The organism is Enterobacter sp. KB-280D8 (assembly GCF_041399405.1).
Lineage (GTDB): Bacteria > Pseudomonadota > Gammaproteobacteria > Enterobacterales > Enterobacteriaceae > Enterobacter > Enterobacter cloacae_N.
Genome location: NZ_JBGKEC010000004.1, coordinates 157,602 through 175,867 on the forward strand (window position 1 = coordinate 157,602; position 18,266 = coordinate 175,867).

At 56.6% G+C, this 18,266-nt stretch carries 14 protein-coding genes; 8 read left to right on the forward strand and 6 right to left on the reverse strand.

Features of this window, described 5'->3' with window-relative positions; genetic code table 11:
- Window positions 1-80: 80 nt before the first annotated feature.
- Window positions 81-2,987 carry an RNA polymerase-associated protein RapA gene (gene rapA, locus AB8818_RS13700; protein ID WP_371199906.1) on the forward strand — a complete coding sequence of 969 codons (2,907 nt, stop codon included), beginning with the start codon at window positions 81-83 and terminating at the stop codon, window positions 2,985-2,987.
- 12 nt (window positions 2,988-2,999) lie between these two features.
- Window positions 3,000-3,659 (forward strand): bifunctional tRNA pseudouridine(32) synthase/23S rRNA pseudouridine(746) synthase RluA, encoded by a 660-nt coding sequence (rluA, locus tag AB8818_RS13705; protein WP_192981975.1) that lies wholly within the window; start codon window positions 3,000-3,002, stop codon window positions 3,657-3,659.
- Window positions 3,660-3,689: 30 nt separating this feature from the next.
- Here rluA and djlA read toward each other — a convergent pair whose 3' ends face one another.
- Window positions 3,690-4,505 carry a co-chaperone DjlA gene (djlA, locus tag AB8818_RS13710; RefSeq protein ID WP_163330299.1) on the reverse strand — a complete coding sequence of 272 codons (816 nt, stop codon included), beginning with the start codon at window positions 4,503-4,505 and terminating at the stop codon, window positions 3,690-3,692.
- Window positions 4,506-4,744: 239 nt separating this feature from the next.
- Here djlA and lptD point away from each other — a divergent pair, with 239 nt between their 5' ends.
- The 6 genes from lptD to apaH are packed head-to-tail and all read left to right on the forward strand — an operon-like array spanning window position 4,745 to window position 11,498.
- Complete coding sequence (gene lptD, locus AB8818_RS13715) at window positions 4,745-7,120, forward strand: LPS assembly protein LptD (protein ID WP_116342450.1); 2,376 nt, start codon at window positions 4,745-4,747, stop codon at window positions 7,118-7,120.
- 53 nt (window positions 7,121-7,173) lie between these two features.
- Window positions 7,174-8,460, forward strand: a complete 1,287-nt coding sequence (gene surA / locus AB8818_RS13720; protein ID WP_116342448.1) for a peptidylprolyl isomerase SurA — start codon at window positions 7,174-7,176, stop codon at window positions 8,458-8,460.
- A complete protein-coding gene (gene pdxA / locus AB8818_RS13725) occupies window positions 8,460-9,446 on the forward strand; it encodes a 4-hydroxythreonine-4-phosphate dehydrogenase PdxA (protein ID WP_163330298.1) in 987 nt (328 codons plus the stop codon). The genes surA and pdxA overlap by 1 nt, the downstream gene beginning before the upstream one ends.
- Window positions 9,443-10,264: a 16S rRNA (adenine(1518)-N(6)/adenine(1519)-N(6))-dimethyltransferase RsmA gene (rsmA, locus tag AB8818_RS13730; protein WP_008502020.1), complete on the forward strand. Its 822-nt coding sequence runs from the start codon at window positions 9,443-9,445 to the stop codon at window positions 10,262-10,264. Before pdxA ends, rsmA begins: the two co-directional genes overlap by 4 nt.
- A gap of 3 nt (window positions 10,265-10,267) precedes the next feature.
- Complete coding sequence (apaG, locus tag AB8818_RS13735; protein WP_014882505.1) at window positions 10,268-10,645, forward strand: Co2+/Mg2+ efflux protein ApaG; 378 nt, start codon at window positions 10,268-10,270, stop codon at window positions 10,643-10,645.
- A gap of 4 nt (window positions 10,646-10,649) precedes the next feature.
- Complete coding sequence (gene apaH, locus AB8818_RS13740; RefSeq protein WP_116342444.1) at window positions 10,650-11,498, forward strand: bis(5'-nucleosyl)-tetraphosphatase (symmetrical) ApaH; 849 nt, start codon at window positions 10,650-10,652, stop codon at window positions 11,496-11,498.
- A gap of 81 nt (window positions 11,499-11,579) precedes the next feature.
- Here the strand turns inward: apaH and folA are convergent, their stop codons facing one another.
- The 5 genes from folA to carB all read right to left on the reverse strand — a co-directional run bounded on the left by folA (window position 11,580) and on the right by carB (window position 18,263).
- Window positions 11,580-12,059 carry a type 3 dihydrofolate reductase gene (gene folA, locus AB8818_RS13745; RefSeq protein ID WP_006173915.1) on the reverse strand — a complete coding sequence of 160 codons (480 nt, stop codon included), beginning with the start codon at window positions 12,057-12,059 and terminating at the stop codon, window positions 11,580-11,582.
- 114 nt (window positions 12,060-12,173) lie between these two features.
- Window positions 12,174-14,039 (reverse strand): glutathione-regulated potassium-efflux system protein KefC, encoded by a 1,866-nt coding sequence (gene kefC, locus AB8818_RS13750; protein ID WP_192981971.1) that lies wholly within the window; start codon window positions 14,037-14,039, stop codon window positions 12,174-12,176.
- The gene (gene kefF / locus AB8818_RS13755; protein ID WP_192981969.1) at window positions 14,032-14,562 is read right to left on the reverse strand and encodes a glutathione-regulated potassium-efflux system oxidoreductase KefF; all 531 of its coding nucleotides are present in this window, start codon (window positions 14,560-14,562) and stop codon (window positions 14,032-14,034) included. The genes kefC and kefF overlap by 8 nt, the downstream gene beginning before the upstream one ends.
- A gap of 103 nt (window positions 14,563-14,665) precedes the next feature.
- On the reverse strand, window positions 14,666-14,899 hold the full coding sequence (locus tag AB8818_RS13760; RefSeq protein WP_116342438.1) for a YgdI/YgdR family lipoprotein: 234 nt from the start codon (window positions 14,897-14,899) through the stop codon (window positions 14,666-14,668).
- Window positions 14,900-15,038: 139 nt separating this feature from the next.
- Window positions 15,039-18,263, reverse strand: coding sequence for a carbamoyl-phosphate synthase large subunit (gene carB, locus AB8818_RS13765; RefSeq protein ID WP_008502028.1), 3,225 nt, complete (start codon window positions 18,261-18,263; stop codon window positions 15,039-15,041).
- Between the last annotated feature and the right edge of the window lie 3 nt (window positions 18,264-18,266).

Sequence of the window (18,266 nt, forward strand, 5' to 3'; positions counted from 1 at the left end):
CCGGACCCATTTTTCGATGACCGTCTTTTTTGACGGGGGTCGAACTATTGCCTGCAATTAAAGATTAGAGCCGAACAACTATGCCTTTTACACTTGGTCAACGCTGGATCAGCGATACAGAAAGCGAACTTGGATTAGGAACCGTCGTTGCCGTTGATGCGCGCATGGTTACCCTCCTCTTCCCTGCCACCGGTGAAAACCGCCTGTACGCCCGCAATGACTCCCCTGTAACCCGCGTGATGTTTAATCCGGGTGACACCGTGACCAGCCACGACGGCTGGCAACTGAAGGTTGAAGACGTAAAAGAAGAGAATGGACTGCTCGCCTACATCGGGACGCGTCTTGATACCGACGAGACGAATGTCATCCTGCGTGAAGTGCTGCTCGACAGCAAACTGGTGTTCAGTAAGCCGCAGGACCGCCTGTTTGCCGGGCAAATTGACCGCATGGATCGTTTCTCCCTGCGCTACCGCGCGCGCAAGTTCCAGAGCGAGCAGTACCGTATGCCGTGGAGCGGCCTGCGCGGCCAGCGCACCAGCCTGATCCCCCACCAGCTGAATATCGCCCATGACGTGGGCCGTCGCCACGCGCCGCGCGTGCTGCTGGCTGATGAAGTGGGCCTGGGTAAAACCATTGAAGCTGGCATGATCCTGCATCAACAGCTGCTTTCCGGCGCAGCCGAGCGCGTGCTGATCGTGGTGCCAGAAACCCTGCAGCACCAGTGGCTGGTCGAGATGCTGCGCCGCTTTAACCTGCGCTTCTCCCTGTTCGACGACGAGCGCTATGCCGAAGCGCAGCACGATGCCGACAACCCGTTTGAAACTGAACAGCTGGTGATCTGCTCCCTGGACTTCGTGCGCCGCAGCAAGCAGCGTCTTGAGCACCTGTGTGACGCCGAGTGGGATCTGATGGTTGTCGATGAAGCACATCATCTGGTCTGGAGCGAAGACGCACCGAGCCGCGAATATATGGCGATTGAACAGCTTGCAGAGCGCGTGCCCGGCGTCCTGCTGCTGACCGCAACGCCGGAACAGCTCGGTCTGGAAAGCCACTTCGCCCGCTTGCGCCTGCTCGATCCAAACCGTTTCCACGACTTCGCGCAGTTTGTGGAAGAGCAGAATAACTACCGTCCGGTTGCGGATGCCGTCGCGCTGCTGCTGGCGGGAAAACGTCTCTCAAACGACGAGCTCAACACCCTGAGCGATCTGATTGGCGAGCAGGATATTGAACCGCTGCTGCAGGCCGCGAACAGCGACAGCGAGAACGCGGAATCCGCGCGCAAAGAGCTGATCGACATGCTGATGGACCGCCACGGCACCAGCCGCGTGCTGTTCCGTAACACCCGTAACGGCGTGAAAGGGTTCCCGAAACGCGAGCTGAACACCATCAAGCTGCCGCTGCCAACCCAGTATCAGACGGCGATTAAAGTCTCCGGCATTATGGGCGCGCGCAAAACCCAGGAAGAGCGCGCCCGCGATATGCTCTACCCGGAACAGATTTACCAGGAATTTGAAGGCGATACCGGCACCTGGTGGAACTTCGATCCGCGCGTAGAGTGGCTGATGGGCTACCTGACCGCGCACCGCTCCCAGAAAGTGCTGGTGATCTGCGCCAAAGCGGCCACCGCGCTGCAGCTGGAGCAGGTCCTGCGCGAGCGCGAAGGCATTCGCGCCGCCGTGTTCCACGAAGGGATGTCCATCGTCGAGCGCGACCGCGCGGCCGCCTGGTTTGGCGAAGAGGACAGCGGCGCCCAGGTGATGCTGTGCTCTGAAATCGGCTCCGAAGGCCGTAACTTCCAGTTCGCCAGCAATCTGGTGATGTTCGATCTGCCGTTCAACCCGGATCTGCTGGAGCAGCGTATCGGCCGCCTGGATCGTATTGGTCAGGCGCATGATATTCAGATCCACGTCCCATATCTGGAAAAAACCGCCCAGTCCGTGCTGGTGCGCTGGTTCCACGAAGGTCTGGATGCGTTTGAACATACCTGTCCAACCGGCCGCACCATTTACGATCGGGTGCACGGCGATCTGATCGGCTTCCTGGCCGCGCCGGAAAACACCGACGGCTTTGACGATCTGATCAAGTCCTGCCGCGAGCAGCACGACGCGCTGAAAGCGCAGCTTGAGCAGGGCCGCGACCGCCTGCTGGAGATCCACTCCAACGGCGGTGAAAAAGCGCAGGCGCTGGCTGAGAGCATTGAAGAACAGGATGACGACACTAGTCTGATTAGCTTCTCCATGAACCTCTTCGACATCGTCGGGATTAACCAGGACGATCGTGGCGAGAATCTGATTGTCCTTACCCCGTCAGACCACATGCTGGTCCCGGATTTCCCGGGCCTGCCGGAAGACGGCTGTACCATCACCTTCGAGCGTGATGTGGCGCTGTCCCGCGAAGATGCGCAGTTCATCACCTGGGAGCACCCGCTGATCCGCAACGGGCTGGATCTGATCCTCTCCGGCGATACCGGCAGCAGCACTATCTCCCTGTTGAAAAACAAGGCGCTGCCCGTAGGCACGCTGCTGCTGGAGCTGATCTACGTTGTGGAAGCGCAGGCGCCGAAACAGCTGCAGCTCAACCGCTTCCTGCCGCCAACGCCGGTGCGTCTGCTGCTGGATAAAAACGGTACGAATCTCGCAGGACAGGTTGAGTTCGAAAGCTTTAACCGTCAGCTGAGCGCGGTGAACCGCCATACCGGCAGCAAGCTGGTCAATGCGGTGCAGCAGGACGTGCACGCTATTCTTCAGCAGGGCGAAACCCAGATTGAAAAAGCGGCCCGAGAACTGATTGACGCTGCGCGCAATGAAGCCGACGAGAAACTGTCTGCCGAACTGTCCCGTCTGGAAGCGTTAAAAGCGGTCAATCCGAACATCCGTGACGACGAGCTGGCGGCGATTGAAAGCAACCGTCAGCAGGTGCTGGAAAGCCTGAATCAGGCGGGCTGGCGCCTGGATGCCCTGCGTCTTATCGTTGTGACGCATCAGTAAACGGAGCGCAAGATGGTGATGGAGCCGTATAATCCGCCGCAGGATCCCTGGCTGGTCATTCTGTATCAGGATGAACACATCATGGTGGTCAACAAGCCGAGCGGCCTGTTGTCCGTGCCGGGGCGCCTGGACGAGCACAAGGACAGCGTGATGACGCGCATTCAGCGCGATTTTCCGCAGGCTGAGTCCGTCCATCGCCTGGATATGGCCACCAGCGGCGTGATTGTGGTGGCGCTGAATAAAGCGGCGGAGCGTGAGTTGAAGCGCCAGTTCCGCGAGCGCGAGCCGAAAAAGCAGTATGTCGCCCGCGTCTGGGGCCATCCGGCGCAGTCGGAAGGGCTGGTGGATTTGCCGCTGATATGCGACTGGCCGAACCGGCCAAAGCAGAAGGTGTGTTATGAAACCGGCAAGGCCGCGCAGACCGAATATGAAGTGCTGGAGTACGCGCCGGATAATACCGCGCGCGTCCTGCTTAAGCCGATTACCGGACGTTCGCACCAGCTGCGCGTGCATATGCTTGCGCTGGGTCATCCGATTCTGGGCGACCGGTTTTACGCCCCGCCGGAAGCGCTGGCGTTAGCGCCACGTCTGCAACTGCACGCGCAGACGCTCACCATCACCCACCCGGCCTTCGGTAACGCGATGACGTTTAAAGCCCCGGTGGACTTCTGAAAAAAAAGCCCGACGCTGTCGGGCTTTTGCTTATTTGAAACCTTTCTTCTCTTTAATCAGCTCGTACGCTTTCTGGATTTCCTGCGCTTTTTGCTTCGCCATCTCCATCATTTCCGGCGGTAAGCCTTTCGCGACCAGTTTGTCCGGGTGGTGTTCACTCATCAGCTTACGGTAGGCACGTTTAATTGTGGTTTGATCGTCCGTGGGCTTCACGCCAAGCACGTTGCAGGCATCTTCCAGCGTCGGGCCACGCTGCGCCTGCTGCCAGCCGCCACCGGACGACTGCTGGTGATAGCCGCCGCCAAACTGTGCCCCGCCCTGCATCATGCGCAGGAACTGGTCAAACTGCATACGGGAGATGCCCAGCTCTTCCGCAATGACGTACAGCACATCACGTTCATTAGGGTGAAGTGAACCGTCGGCAAATGCCGCCTGGATTTGGATTTCCAGAAACATCCGAATTAAATCAAAACGTCCGAAGCAGATGCTGCGGAACTGGCGCATCTTTTCACGCAGCGGATAGTTATCGGATTTACCGATGCGAAACGCATTTTGCGCAGCCACACGAGATTCACCGTGCAGATTCATGCGATCCATGAATACGCTGGCAATCTGAATATCGGCTTCTGTGACACGCCCTTTGGATTTGGTTAAGTGCCCCATAACCTCAAAGGTGGTGGAGAAAAAGAGTGACTGACGCTCGCGCTGATTGGCAAACCAGGCCATTTTGCGGCTGCGCGCCTTATCAAACATGTGGCCGATAATAAGCCCAAGCACAATCCCCCAGAACCCGGCACCCATGATGATGGCGAACGCAACGCCGATTATTTTACCCCAATACTGCATATACTCCCCGGATAGTCATATTCCTGGCCGACGCAACGTCATCATCACTGTGTTCAAGTCACGGTCAATTGAAGGACATCGCCTATAATTTGCTTTATCATACTCGTCATTCGATAGCGAGCCTAACACTCTGGCACGCAAACGGGCAGGATTAACGCTGGTACTGCGCAGATGAGTAAGATAGTCTCTGAGCGTTTGTAAGCCGTAGCCACTGATGACGGAACAATAAAATATAACGTATGAAAAAACGTATCCCCACCCTCCTGGCCACAATGATTGGCTCCGCCCTTTACAGTCAACAGGGGCTGGCGGCCGATCTCGCCTCGCAGTGTATGCTTGGCGTCCCAAGTTATAATCGCCCATTGGTGGAGGGCGATACAAATAGCTTGCCGGTAACCATTACTGCCGATAGCTCCAAAGGTACTTATCCTGACAATGCCACGTTTACGGGCAATGTGGATATTAACCAGGGCAATAGCCGCCTGCAGGCGGATGAAGTGCAGTTGCACCAGAAGCAGCCGGAAGGCGCGGCCGAGCCGGTACGAACGGTGGATGCGCTGGGTAATGTGCACTATGACGATAATCAGGTCATCCTGAAAGGTCCGAAAGCCTGGTCAAACCTGAATACTAAAGACACTAACGTCTGGGAAGGTGATTACCAGATGGTGGGTCGCCAGGGACGCGGTAAAGCGGACCTGATGAAGCAGCGCGGTGAAAACCGCTATACGATTCTGGAGAATGGCTCCTTTACATCCTGTCTGCCGGGTTCAAATACCTGGAGCGTGGTCGGGAGCGAAGTTATCCATGACCGTGAAGAACAGGTCGCGGAAATCTGGAACGCCCGCTTTAAGCTCGGCCCAGTTCCGGTTTTCTACAGCCCTTACCTGCAGCTTCCCGTGGGTGACAAGCGTCGCTCAGGTTTCCTGATTCCCAATGCCAAATACAGCACTTCGAATTACTTTGAGTTCTACCTGCCGTATTACTGGAACATCGCGCCCAACATGGACGCCACGATCACGCCGCACTATATCCACAAGCGCGGCAACATCATGTGGGAGAATGAGTTCCGCTATCTGACTCAGGCCGGGGCTGGCCTGATGGAGCTGGATTATCTGCCGTCAGATAAAGTGTTCCAGGATGAGCATCCAACGGAAGGTGATAAACACCGCTGGTTATTCTACTGGCAGCATGCCGGGGTGATGGATCAGGTGTGGCGCTTTAACGTTGACTACACCAAAGTTAGCGATTCGTCCTATTTTAATGACTTCTCGTCCAAATATGGTTCGAGCACTGATGGCTATGCCACGCAGAAATTCAGCGTTGGCTATGCGGTGCAGAACTTTGATGCAACCGTCTCGACCAAGCAGTTCCAGGTATTTTCTGACCAGTCCACGCCTACATATGGTGCAGAACCACAGCTGGACGTAAACTGGTACCAGAATAACGTAGGGCCATTCGACACCCGTGTTTACGCTCAGGCAGTGCATTTCGTAAACACGGATTCAGACATGCCGGAAGCCACGCGTCTTCACCTTGAGCCGACGATCAATTTGCCGTGGTCTAACGACTGGGCAAGCCTGAATACCGAAGCCAAGCTGATGGCGACTCACTATCAGCAAAAAAATGTTGATAATTACAACGCAACTAACAATGCACATCTGGAAGAGTCGGTCAACCGAACGCTCCCACAGTTCAAAATGGACGGGAAGCTAATCTTTGAGCGTGATATGGGCCTGCTGGCGGATGGTTATACTCAGACGCTTGAACCGCGTATGCAGTATTTGTACGTGCCGTATCGCGATCAGAGCAGCATTCAGAACTACGACTCTTCTTTGCTGCAGTCTGACTACAGCGGCCTGTTCCGCGACCGTACTTACGGCGGCCTGGACCGCATCGCATCCGCTAACCAGTTAACGACAGGCGTCACTACGCGCGTTTATGATGATGCCGCAGTTGAACGTTTTAACGTTTCTGTTGGTCAAATCTACTATTTCACCGAGTCTCGCACCGGCGATGACAACATTCAGTGGGAGAAAAACAACAAAACGGGATCGCTGGTTTGGGCGGGTGATACTTACTGGCGCATGACCGATCGTTGGGGTCTGCGTGGCGGAGTGCAATATGATACTCGTCTCGACAATATTGCTAATAGTAGTGCGGCTATAGAGTATCGTCGTGATGAAGATCGCATGATTCAGCTAAGCTATCGCTACGCTAGCCCGGAATACATTCAGGCGACGCTTCCGAAGAGCAACGATCAGAACAGCGTTAATTACTGGAAATTACCGCAATATTCAGACGGTATTTCTCAGGTCGGTGCGACAGCAAGCTGGCCTATCGCCGACCGCTGGTCAATCGTAGGCGCTTACTACTTTGACACTAACGCGAATAAGCCAGCGGACCAGATGGTGGGTCTGCAATATAACTCCTGCTGTTACGCGCTGCGCGTCGGTTATGAGCGTAAGCTTAACGGCTGGGACAGTGAAAACAATCAGGGCAAATACGATAACGTGATTGGCTTTAATGTCGAACTGCGCGGCCTGAGCTCCAACTACGGCCTTGGCACACATCAGATGCTGCGTTCGAACATTCTGCCGTACAGTAGCTCTTTGTAATGTGCTTGATTTACAACGTAATCCGCTTTGCGGTTAATTGAAATGGAAAAAGTATGAAGAACTGGAAAACGCTGCTGCTCGGTGTCGCTATGGTTGCGAATACCAGCTTCGCGGCCCCCCAGGTTGTTGATAAGGTCGCGGCTGTCGTTAACAACGGCGTCGTGCTCGAAAGTGACGTTGACGGTCTGATGAAATCCGTGAAGCTCAATTCGGGCGAAGCAGGCCAGCAGCTTCCGGATGATGCCACGCTGCGCCATCAGATCCTGGAGCGTCTGATCATGGATCAGATTATCCTGCAGATGGGTCAGAAAATGGGCGTGAAGGTGACTGACGAGCAGCTCGATCAGGCCATCGCTAACATTGCAAAGCAGAACAACATGACGCCAGACCAGATGCGCAGTCGTCTGGCTTATGACGGTATCAGCTACGCCACCTACCGCAACCAGATCCGTAAAGAGATGCTGATTTCGGAAGTGCGTAACAACGAAGTGCGCCGCCGCGTCACGATCCTGCCGCAGGAAGTGGACGCGCTGGCAAAGCAGGTGGGCAACCAGAACGATGCGAGCACAGAGCTGAACCTGAGCCACATTCTGATCCCACTGCCAGAGAACCCAACGTCCGATCAGGCTGCGGAAGCAGAAAGTCAGGCACGTTCTATTGTCGACCAGGCGCGTAACGGCAGCGACTTTGGCAAGCTGGCTATCACCTACTCCGCTGACCAGCAGGCGCTGAAAGGCGGCCAGATGGGCTGGGGACGTATTCAGGAGCTGCCTTCCATCTTTGCTCAGGCGCTGAGCACGGCGAAGAAAGGCGATATTGTGGGTCCAATCCGTTCAGGCGTGGGCTTCCACATTCTGAAAGTGAACGATCTGCGCGGTCAGAGCCAGAACATCTCCGTGACTGAAGTTCACGCTCGCCACATTCTGCTGAAGCCGTCACCGATTATGACTGACGATCAGGCGCGTGCGAAGCTGGAGCAGATTGCCGCGGACATTAAGAGCGGTAAAACCTCGTTTGCCAATGCAGCGAAGGAGTTCTCTCAGGATCCTGGCTCTGCGAACCAGGGCGGCGATCTGGGCTGGGCGGCAGCGGACATTTACGATCCTGCCTTCCGCGATGCACTGATGAAGCTGAATAAGGGTCAGCTCAGCGCCCCGGTTCACTCTTCATTTGGCTGGCATCTGATCGAGCTGATGGACACACGCAACGTGGACAAAACGGATGCGGCGCAGAAAGACAGAGCCTACCGTATGCTGTTTAACCGTAAATTCTCTGAAGAAGCGGCAACCTGGATGCAGGAACAACGCGCCAGTGCTTATGTGAAAGTGCTGAGCAACTAATGAAACAGCATCGTGTTGTTATCACGCCCGGCGAACCCGCCGGGATTGGGCCTGACCTCGTTGTCCAGCTCGCCCAGCGCAGCTGGCCGGTAGAACTGGTTGTCTGCGCTGATGCAACACTGTTACAAGACCGGGCGAAGCTGCTCGGTCTGCCTCTAACGCTCATCCCTTACGATGAAGGCCAACAGCCCGCACCACAGCAGGCCGGTACGCTCACGCTGCTCTCTGTCCCCCTTCGTACACCCGTTGTTCCAGGCCAGCTCAGCACGGAAAACGGCCATTACGTCGTTGACACCCTTGCTCGCGCCTGCGACGGTTGCCTGAAGGGCGAATTTGCCGCTCTGATCACCGGCCCCGTCCACAAAGGCGTCATCAACGAAGCGGGCATACCGTTTACCGGGCATACGGAGTTCTTCGAAGAGCGCTCGCACAGCCCGAAAGTGGTGATGATGCTGGCGACGGAAGCGATGCGCGTTGCGCTGGTGACAACCCATCTGCCGATCAAAGCCATTCCTGATGCGATCACCCCTGAACTCCTGCGCGAAATCATCGGGATTTTGCACCACGATCTACAGACAAAATTTGGGATCCCGCAGCCCCACGTGCTGGTCTGCGGCCTGAATCCGCACGCCGGAGAAGGCGGGCACATGGGCACCGAAGAGATCGACACCATTATTCCGGTGCTCAACGAAATGCGGGCGAAGGGGATGAATCTCAGTGGACCGCTGCCTGCGGATACCCTTTTCCAGCCGAAATACCTGGATAATGCCGACGCCGTGCTCGCGATGTACCACGATCAGGGCCTGCCCGTGCTAAAATACCAGGGCTTTGGCCGCGGGGTGAATATCACCCTCGGTTTACCCTTTATTCGAACATCCGTTGACCACGGCACTGCGCTGGATCTGGCAGGCCAGGGGAAAGCGGATGTCGGCAGTTTTATTACGGCGCTTAATCTCGCCATCAAAATGATTGTTAATACTCAATGACTAATCGAGTCCATCAGGGCCACTTAGCCCGTAAACGCTTCGGGCAAAACTTTCTCAACGATCAGTTCGTGATCGAAAGCATCGTGTCTGCTATTAATCCGCAGAAAGGTCAGGCTATGGTCGAAATCGGCCCGGGTCTTGCCGCGCTGACCGAGCCGGTAGGCGAACGCCTCGACGAGCTGACCGTTATCGAACTGGACCGCGACCTGGCCGCACGCCTGCAAACGCACCCGTTCCTCGGACCAAAGCTGACCATCTATCAGCAGGATGCCATGACCATGAACTTTGGCGAACTGTCGGAAAAAATGGGCCAGCCGCTGCGCGTGTTTGGCAACCTGCCGTATAACATCTCCACGCCGCTAATGTTCCACCTCTTTAGCTATACTGATGCCATTGCCGACATGCACTTCATGTTGCAAAAAGAGGTTGTTAACCGTCTGGTTGCAGGGCCGAACAGTAAAGCGTATGGTCGTTTAAGCGTGATGGCACAATATTACTGCAACGTGATCCCGGTACTCGAAGTACCGCCGTCCGCGTTCACGCCACCACCGAAAGTAGATTCTGCGGTTGTGCGCCTGGTGCCGCACAAAACAAAACCTTATCCGGTTAAAGATCTGCGCGTACTCAGCCGCATCACAACAGAAGCGTTCAACCAGCGCCGTAAAACGATCCGTAACAGCCTGAGCAATTCGTTTACCGTTGAGGTGTTAGCAGAGCTGGGGATCGACCCGGCAATGCGTGCGGAAAACATTTCCGTAGAGCAGTACTGCAAGCTGGCTAATTACATCAGCGAAAATGCGCCGCCGAAGGAGAGTTAAGCCATGATTGATTCGCCCCGCGTATGTGTCCATGTACAAAGCGTCTATGTTGAATCGCAATCCTCGCCGGATGAAGAGCGTTTTGTCTTTGCCTACACCGTGACCATTCGCAATCTGGGGCGGATGCCCGTGCAGCTGCGCGGGCGCTACTGGCTTATCACTAACGGCAATGGCCGCGAAATTGAAGTTCAGGGTGAAGGCGTGGTCGGTGAGCAGCCCCACATCGCCCCTGGCGAAGAGTACCAGTACACCAGCGGCGCGGTGATTGAAACGCCGCTGGGTACCATGCAAGGCCATTACGAAATGGTCGACGTCGATGGCAACGTGTTCCGCGTTGCTATTCCTGTGTTCCGTCTCGCCGTAACCACACTCATTCATTAATCTAATGTCTACATATCTGATTGGCGACGTTCACGGTTGCTACGATGAACTGATCGCATTGTTAAAACAGGTCGACTTTACGCCAGGACAGGACACGCTCTGGCTGACGGGCGATTTAGTCGCGCGCGGCCCGGGATCGCTTGAGGTTTTACGTTTCGTCAAATCGCTGGGCGACAGCGTTCGCATGGTGCTGGGCAATCACGATCTTCACCTGCTGGCCGTATTTGCCGGGATCAGCCGCAACAAACCTAAAGATCGCCTCTCTCCCCTGCTGGATGCGCCAGACGCGGACGAACTGATTAACTGGCTGCGCCGTCAGCCCTTACTTCAGGTCGACGAGGAGAAAAAGCTGGTCATGGCCCATGCCGGGATCACGCCACAATGGGATCTTGAGACAGCGAAAACCTGCGCACGTGACGTAGAGGCGGTGCTGGCGAGCGACTCGTACCCTTTCTTCCTTGATGCCATGTACGGCGATATGCCGAACCACTGGAGCGAGGATCTCAGCGGTCTGGCCCGCCTGCGCTTTATCACCAATGCGTTCACCCGCATGCGTTTCTGCTTCCCGAACGGGCAGTTGGACATGTATTCCAAAGAGACACCGGAAAGCGCGCCTGCCCCGCTCAAACCGTGGTTTGCTATTCCTGGACCGGTGACAAGCGAGTACAGCGTGGTATTTGGTCACTGGGCTGCGCTGGAAGGAAAAGGCACGCCGGACGGGATCTACGGTCTGGATACCGGATGCTGCTGGGGCGGAGAGTTAACCTGCTTACGCTGGGAAGATAAAGCTTACTTTGTGCAGCCGTCCAACCGACAGCTGGACTTAGGGGAAAGTGAGGCCGTTGCCTCCTGACTATTGCCCCCCTCCCCAAAAGACCGCACCGAACAGTCCCCTCCCCCCTTTGGGAAGAGGGGAGAGGGGTAGGAAAATCACTTAACGACGCTCCAGAATCTCGAAGCAGTAGCTGTGGGAGTTCTGCGCATCGGCGTCGTGGAATTCGCTGAACACAGATTCCCATTCGTCCGGATCGTAATCCGGGAAATGGGTATCCCCTTCCACTTCTGCATCAATGTGGGTCAGATACAGCTTCTGCGCTTTTGGCAGGAACTGTTCATACACACGACCGCCACCGATCACCATGATCTCTTCCGCGTCACCACAGGCGGCAATCGCTTCATCAACGGACTTAACCCATTCAACGCGATCGTCAGTGCCCGGCTGGCTGCTGATAACGATATTCTTACGGCCCGGCAATGGACGACCAATCGACTCCCAGGTCAGGCGGCCCATCACTACCGGCTTGTTTAACGTAGTACGCTTAAACCATGCGAGATCGGCAGGCAGGTTCCACGGCATGGCATTTTCCATACCGATAACGCGGTCCACCGCCAGCGCTGCAATCAGACTGATCATTGAAAATTTCCCGGATGCAAAAAATTGCCGCCACTATACGGAAAGCTTAATCTTTCGTCGACTGGCGGCAGAGTAAAGATACAGAAATTTTTTATTATTGCTGGCAACTCCACTTCACGCGGAAGGTTTACTCTCGGGCTCGTCAGCCGGATCGCCGGTGTGCTTGCCCTCTTCCGTGCCCTGCCAGCCGTGACGCTGGATCAGCGACAGGTGATTGCGGTCCTCGTTAATGATTTCCGTCAGCATCGCGCTGGTGCGTTTAAACACCGCTGCACGCTCCGTGGCCGTGCTGCCTGCCATCGCCGCCATCTCTTCCACCATCCCGGTGTTAAAGCGGCGGAACAGGTCCGCACGTTCGCGCGCCTCATACGCGCCGAGCCCCAGATTTTCCAGCGCCATCCGGCCAGACTTCAGCGCGCCTTCGAATGTCTCACGTTCCGGCGCCTCAACCCCTGCCTGGCGCAGCCGGATGTAATGATCTACATCGCGCGCGCGGGAAATTATCGTCAGCGCAGGGAAATGCTCTTTTACCAGCTCCACCATCTGCATGCTGGTCTCCGGATCGTCAATGGCGTTAATCAACACCTCTGCTTTTGCCGCCCCGGCGGATTCCAGCAAGTCGACGCGGGTCGCATCGCCGTAAAACACCTTCATATCAAATTTACGCAGGGTATCAACATGGTCGGGGTCGTGATCGAGGATGACCATCTTCACCCCGCTCGACAGCAGTAAACGCCCCACGATCTGCCCGTAGCGGCCAAATCCGGCGATGATAACGCGCGGCTGCTCCTCGTCGATCTCGTCGGCTTCGCGCTCCTGCTCGCTACCCGATTTTTCAAGGCGCGTCAGAACCACCAGCAGAACAGGCGTCGCCGCCATCGACAGCGCGACCGCCAGCGTCAACGCTTTCGCCCACTCGGGATCGAGCACGTTTGCCATCTGCGCGGCGCCAAACACCACGAACGCAAATTCGCTTCCCTGACCCAGCAGCACGGCAAACCAGCGGCGCTGCTTGTTCGGCACCTTCAATGGGCGCGCAATCAGCCACAGCATCACCATTTTAATGACGAGGAAACCGACGAGCAGGATGACAATCCGCAGCGGGTGCGTGACCAGCGTGCCGAAGTCGACGGACATCCCCACCCCGATGAAAAACAGCCCCAGCAGCAACCCTTTGAACGGCTCGATATCGCTTTCCAGCGCGTGACGGTATTCAGAGCTCGCCAGCAGAACGCCTGCGAGGAAGGCCCCCATCGCCATCGACAGTCCGGCTTCCTCAAGCAGCAAACCAAAGCCAAACACCAGGAACAGCGCCACGGCGCTGAATACTTCGCGCAGGCCCGAGCGGGCAACAAACCGCAGTAACGGACGGGTCACGTAGCGCCCCAGCAGGACCACCAGCGCCAGCGCCCCCACGACTTTTAATGCCGAAAGCGCGAACGCACCCAGCGTCGTGGACGAGCCGCTTGCCGCCAGCAGCGGAATCATCGCCACCAGCGGAATAGCGGCAATATCCTGGAACAGCAGCACCGAAAACGCGCTGCGCCCCATCTGCGAGACCGTCAGATTTCGCTCGTTCATCGCCTGCATGGCAATCGCCGTTGAGGAGAGCGCCAGCGTCATGCCGATAAGCTCAGCCACTTTCCAGTCCATGCCTAACAGGATACAGAACCCGCCCAGCAGCAGGCCGCAGGCCACCATCTGCAGCGCGCCTCCGCCAAATACCGAGGCGCGAAGCTTCCATAATCTCTGCGGATCCAGCTCCAGGCCAATCACAAACAGCATCAGCACCACGCCAATTTCAGCGAAATGGAGGATCGCCTCCGCATCCGTGACCAGTCGAAAGCCCCACGGCCCAATGACGCAGCCCGCAATCAGGTAGCCGAGAACAGAGCCCAGCCCCAGACGTACCGCCACGGGCACAATCAGTGCCGCCGCGCCGAGATAAATCAGCGCCTGTATCAGCGTATGGCTATCCATGGTGCGTCTCCTGCCACTCAAGTAAGCGTTGTTTATAATGGCGAGCCTGCGCCTGCAGCGTTTCATCGTCGCAAACAAAGGTGCAGTGCATCGCAAACGGCGGGAGCCAGTTCAGTCCACAGTAAAGCGCAGTGGCCTGCAGCGGCTGCGCCAGCACGTCAAACCCGGGAAAGGAACCAATATCAAAGTGGCTTTCCCCACCGCCGGTAGTGACCGCCCACATCAGGCTTTTGCCTTTTAGCGCATGGCCGTTGTGACCATACGCCCAGCCATGGGAGAAGACTTTATCAATCCACAGCTTCAGGAGCGGGGGCGCGCTGTACCACTGCATAGGATGCTGCCAGATAATCAGATCGGCACGGGAAAGCGCCTCCTGTTCGGCAGCGATATCGATATTGAAATCGGGATAGAGTTCATAGAGGGAACGTATCTCTACGTTATCAAGCGTCCTTACCTGCTCAAGCATCCGCTTATTCGCATGCGAATGGTGCGGATAAGGGTGGGCATAAATTATCAGAATCATTGATTAGCCTGTGGTTACTGCTTTCTTTTAACAAAAGAGTGTAGTCAGTAATTCAACAGGCTAATAGTGAATATTATTGACGGGCTTACGTCAGAATTCTGAATTAGTTATCCAGTTCGCCCATCGATTTAACCTGGTCACGGTTAATCTGCTCAGTTTGGCCGGTTTCAGCGTTTTTGTAAGACACCAGACCGGTATCGTCATCCACCTGCGGTTTGCCGTCGGTGACAATGGTTCTGCCATCGGTGGTTTTTACGGCCTGATTAGACGAACAGCCCGCAACGGTAAACATTGTCGTGGCAGCCAGAACGGAAGCGATCAGTAATTTATTTTGCATGGTGTTTTCCCCTGCTCTCAGATGAATTTCGTTATCGACCTAACCATTTTAGGCTAACTGACTGAAAGCGGATGAAAAACCAGAAGGTTCTGAAGAGAGGAAGAATGCCCGGTTACCGAACGGCACCGGGCAATTTGTCTTACTTGCTAATCTGCGCGTGCATTTCCTGCACCGAAATCACCTTCTCGGTGGCGTCCGCGTTCAGCGCCATGGCCGTCGCGAAACCGCCGTTCAGGGTGGTGTCGTAGTGCACTTTGTACTGCAGCGCGCTGCGGCGAATCAGCTTGGAGTCTTCAATCGCCTGGCGGCCTGCGGTGGTGTTGATGATGTAGGTGTATTCGCCATTCTTGATACGATCCTGAATGTGCGGACGACCTTCATGCACCTTGTTCACCAGACGCGGGTTGATGCCGGCTTCGCCCAACACAATCGCCGTACCGTGGGTTGCATCCAGTTCGAAGCCCTGTTTCAGCAGCTTGGCGGCCAGGTCAACCACGCGCTCTTTGTCACCTTCACGAACGGAGAGCAGCGCACGGCCTGATTTTCTCATGGTGGAGCTACTGCCCAGCTGCGCCTTCGCGAACGCTTCTGCGAAGGTGCGGCCCACGCCCATCACTTCACCGGTAGAGCGCATTTCTGGCCCTAACAGCGGGTCAACGCCCGGGAATTTGTTGAACGGCAGCACCACTTCTTTCACCGAGTAGTACGGTGGGATGATCTCTTTTGTCACGCCCTGCTGAGCCAGCGTCTGGCCTGCCATCACGCGTGCCGCCACTTTCGCCAGCGGAATACCAGTGGCTTTAGAGACGAACGGTACGGTACGTGCCGCACGCGGGTTCACTTCAATCAGGTAAACTTCGTTGTCTTTTACCGCGAACTGAACGTTCATCAGGCCGCGGACCTGCAGTTCGAAGGCCAGCTTTTGCACCTGCTGACGCATCACGTCCTGAATCTCCTGACTCAGCGTGTACGCTGGCAGAGAACAAGCGGAGTCGCCGGAGTGTACGCCCGCCTGCTCGATGTGCTCCATGATGCCGCCAATCAGCACCATTTCGCCGTCGCAGATGGCGTCAACGTCCACTTCAACCGCGTCGTCGAGGAAGCGGTCGAGCAGCACAGGTGCATCGTTGGAGACGCTCACCGCGGTCTGGAAGTAGCGGCGCAGGTCGGCTTCGTCATAAACGATTTCCATCGCGCGGCCGCCCAGTACGTAGGAAGGACGTACCACCAGCGGGTAGCCAATCTCTTTCGCCTTCTCGACAGCCTGTTCGATAGCGGTCACGGTGGCGTTCGCAGGCTGTTTCAGCTTCAGACGGTCAACCGCCTGCTGGAAACGCTCGCGGTCTTCCGCACGGTCAATCGCATCCGGACTGGTGCCGATAACCGGCACGCCTGCCGCTTCCAGCGCGCGCGCCAGCTTCAGCGGGGTCTGGCCGCCGTACTGCACGATAACGCCTTTTGGCTTCTCAATGCGCACGATTTCCAGCACGTCTTCCAGGGTAACCGGCTCGAAGTAGAGACGGTCAGAAGTGTCGTAGTCGGTGGAGACGGTTTCCGGGTTACAGTTGACCATGATGGTCTCGTAACCGTCTTCGCGCAGCGCCAGCGAGGCGTGTACACAGCAGTAGTCAAACTCGATGCCCTGGCCGATACGGTTTGGGCCGCCACCCAGCACCATAATCTTGTCGCGGTCGACGGACGGATTCGCTTCGCACTCGTCTTCATAGGTGGAGTACATGTAAGCGGTGTCGGTGGAAAACTCTGCCGCACAGGTGTCCACGCGCTTGTAAACCGGGTGCAGGTCATACTGGTCGCGCAGCTTACGGATTTCCGCTTCGCGCACGCCCGCCAGCTTAGCCAGACGCGCGTCGGCGAAGCCTTTACGCTTCAGCATGCGCAGGAAGTCTGCGTCCAGGCCGTTGATGCCCAGCTCTGCCACTTTCTCTTCCAGACGCACCAGCTCTTCAATCTGCACCAGGAACCAGCGGTCGATGTTGGTCAGGTTGAACACGCCGTCGACGGAGAGGCCAGCACGGAAGGCATCGGCGATGTACCAGATGCGCTCCGCGCCCGCGTCTTTCAGCTCGCGGCGGATTTTGGTCAGCGCTTCCGGGTCGTCCAGGCTCACTTTCGGGTCAAAGCCGGTCGCGCCCACTTCGAGGCCGCGCAGCGCTTTCTGCAGGGATTCCTGCTGCGTGCGACCAATCGCCATCACTTCACCGACGGATTTCATCTGGGTGGTCAGACGGTCGTTCGCGCCTGCGAACTTCTCGAAGTTAAAGCGAGGAATTTTAGTCACAACGTAGTCGATGGACGGTTCGAAGGACGCAGGGGTGCGGCCACCAGTGATGTCGTTCATCAGCTCGTCGAGGGTATAACCCACCGCCAGCTTCGCCGCCACTTTCGCAATCGGGAAGCCGGTCGCTTTGGAGGCCAGCGCGGAGGAGCGGGAGACGCGCGGGTTCATTTCGATAACAATCAGACGGCCGGTTTTCGGGTTAACGGAGAACTGCACGTTAGAGCCGCCGGTTTCCACGCCGATTTCACGCAGTACCGCCATCGAGGCGTTACGCATGATTTGATACTCTTTGTCGGTCAGCGTCTGGGCTGGCGCAACGGTGATGGAATCACCGGTGTGGATACCCATCGCATCGAAGTTTTCGATGGAGCAGACGATGATGCAGTTGTCGTTTTTATCACGCACCACTTCCATCTCGTACTCTTTCCAGCCAATCAGCGATTCATCAATCAGCAGCTCTTTGGTTGGGGAAAGGTCCAGACCGCGTTCGCAAATCTCTTCGAACTCTTCGCGGTTGTAGGCAATACCGCCGCCGGTGCCGCCCATGGTGAAGGAAGGACGGATGATGCATGGATAACCCACTTCAGCCGCAACGGCCAGCGCCTCTTCCATGTTGTGCGCAATACCGGAACGCGCGGTGTCGAGGCCGATTTTCTTCATCGCCACGTCGAAGCGGCGACGGTCTTCTGCTTTATCAATCGCGTCGGCGGTCGCACCAATCATGGTCACGCCGAACTCGGCCAGCACGCCCTGACGCTCAAGCTCCAGCGCACAGTTCAGCGCCGTCTGGCCGCCCATGGTTGGCAGGACCGCGTCCGGACGCTCTTTCTCGATGATTTTACGCACCACTTCCCAGTGAATCGGCTCGATGTAGGTTGCATCGGCCATTTCCGGGTCGGTCATGATGGTTGCCGGGTTAGAGTTCACCAGAATAACGCGGTAGCCCTCTTCACGCAGGGCTTTACACGCCTGCGCGCCGGAGTAGTCGAATTCACAGGCCTGGCCGATGACAATCGGGCCAGCGCCAAGGATCAGGATGCTTTTTATGTCTGTACGTTTTGGCATGGT

Excerpts from the sequence above, each read along its gene's own strand:
- rapA (WP_371199906.1), top strand. The coding sequence starts at position 81 with ATGCCTTTTACACTTGGTCAACGCTGGATCAGCGATACAGAAAGCGAA.
- rluA (WP_192981975.1), top strand. The coding sequence starts at position 3,000 with ATGGTGATGGAGCCGTATAATCCGCCGCAGGATCCCTGGCTGGTCATT.
- djlA (WP_163330299.1), bottom strand. The coding sequence starts at position 4,505 with ATGCAGTATTGGGGTAAAATAATCGGCGTTGCGTTCGCCATCATCATG.
- lptD (WP_116342450.1), top strand. The coding sequence starts at position 4,745 with ATGAAAAAACGTATCCCCACCCTCCTGGCCACAATGATTGGCTCCGCC.
- surA (WP_116342448.1), top strand. The coding sequence starts at position 7,174 with ATGAAGAACTGGAAAACGCTGCTGCTCGGTGTCGCTATGGTTGCGAAT.
- pdxA (WP_163330298.1), top strand. The coding sequence starts at position 8,460 with ATGAAACAGCATCGTGTTGTTATCACGCCCGGCGAACCCGCCGGGATT.
- rsmA (WP_008502020.1), top strand. The coding sequence starts at position 9,443 with ATGACTAATCGAGTCCATCAGGGCCACTTAGCCCGTAAACGCTTCGGG.
- apaG (WP_014882505.1), top strand. The coding sequence starts at position 10,268 with ATGATTGATTCGCCCCGCGTATGTGTCCATGTACAAAGCGTCTATGTT.
- apaH (WP_116342444.1), top strand. The coding sequence starts at position 10,650 with ATGTCTACATATCTGATTGGCGACGTTCACGGTTGCTACGATGAACTG.
- folA (WP_006173915.1), bottom strand. The coding sequence starts at position 12,059 with ATGATCAGTCTGATTGCAGCGCTGGCGGTGGACCGCGTTATCGGTATG.
- kefC (WP_192981971.1), bottom strand. The coding sequence starts at position 14,039 with ATGGATAGCCATACGCTGATACAGGCGCTGATTTATCTCGGCGCGGCG.
- kefF (WP_192981969.1), bottom strand. The coding sequence starts at position 14,562 with ATGATTCTGATAATTTATGCCCACCCTTATCCGCACCATTCGCATGCG.
- AB8818_RS13760 (WP_116342438.1), bottom strand. The coding sequence starts at position 14,899 with ATGCAAAATAAATTACTGATCGCTTCCGTTCTGGCTGCCACGACAATG.
- carB (WP_008502028.1), bottom strand. The coding sequence starts at position 18,263 with ATGCCAAAACGTACAGACATAAAAAGCATCCTGATCCTTGGCGCTGGC.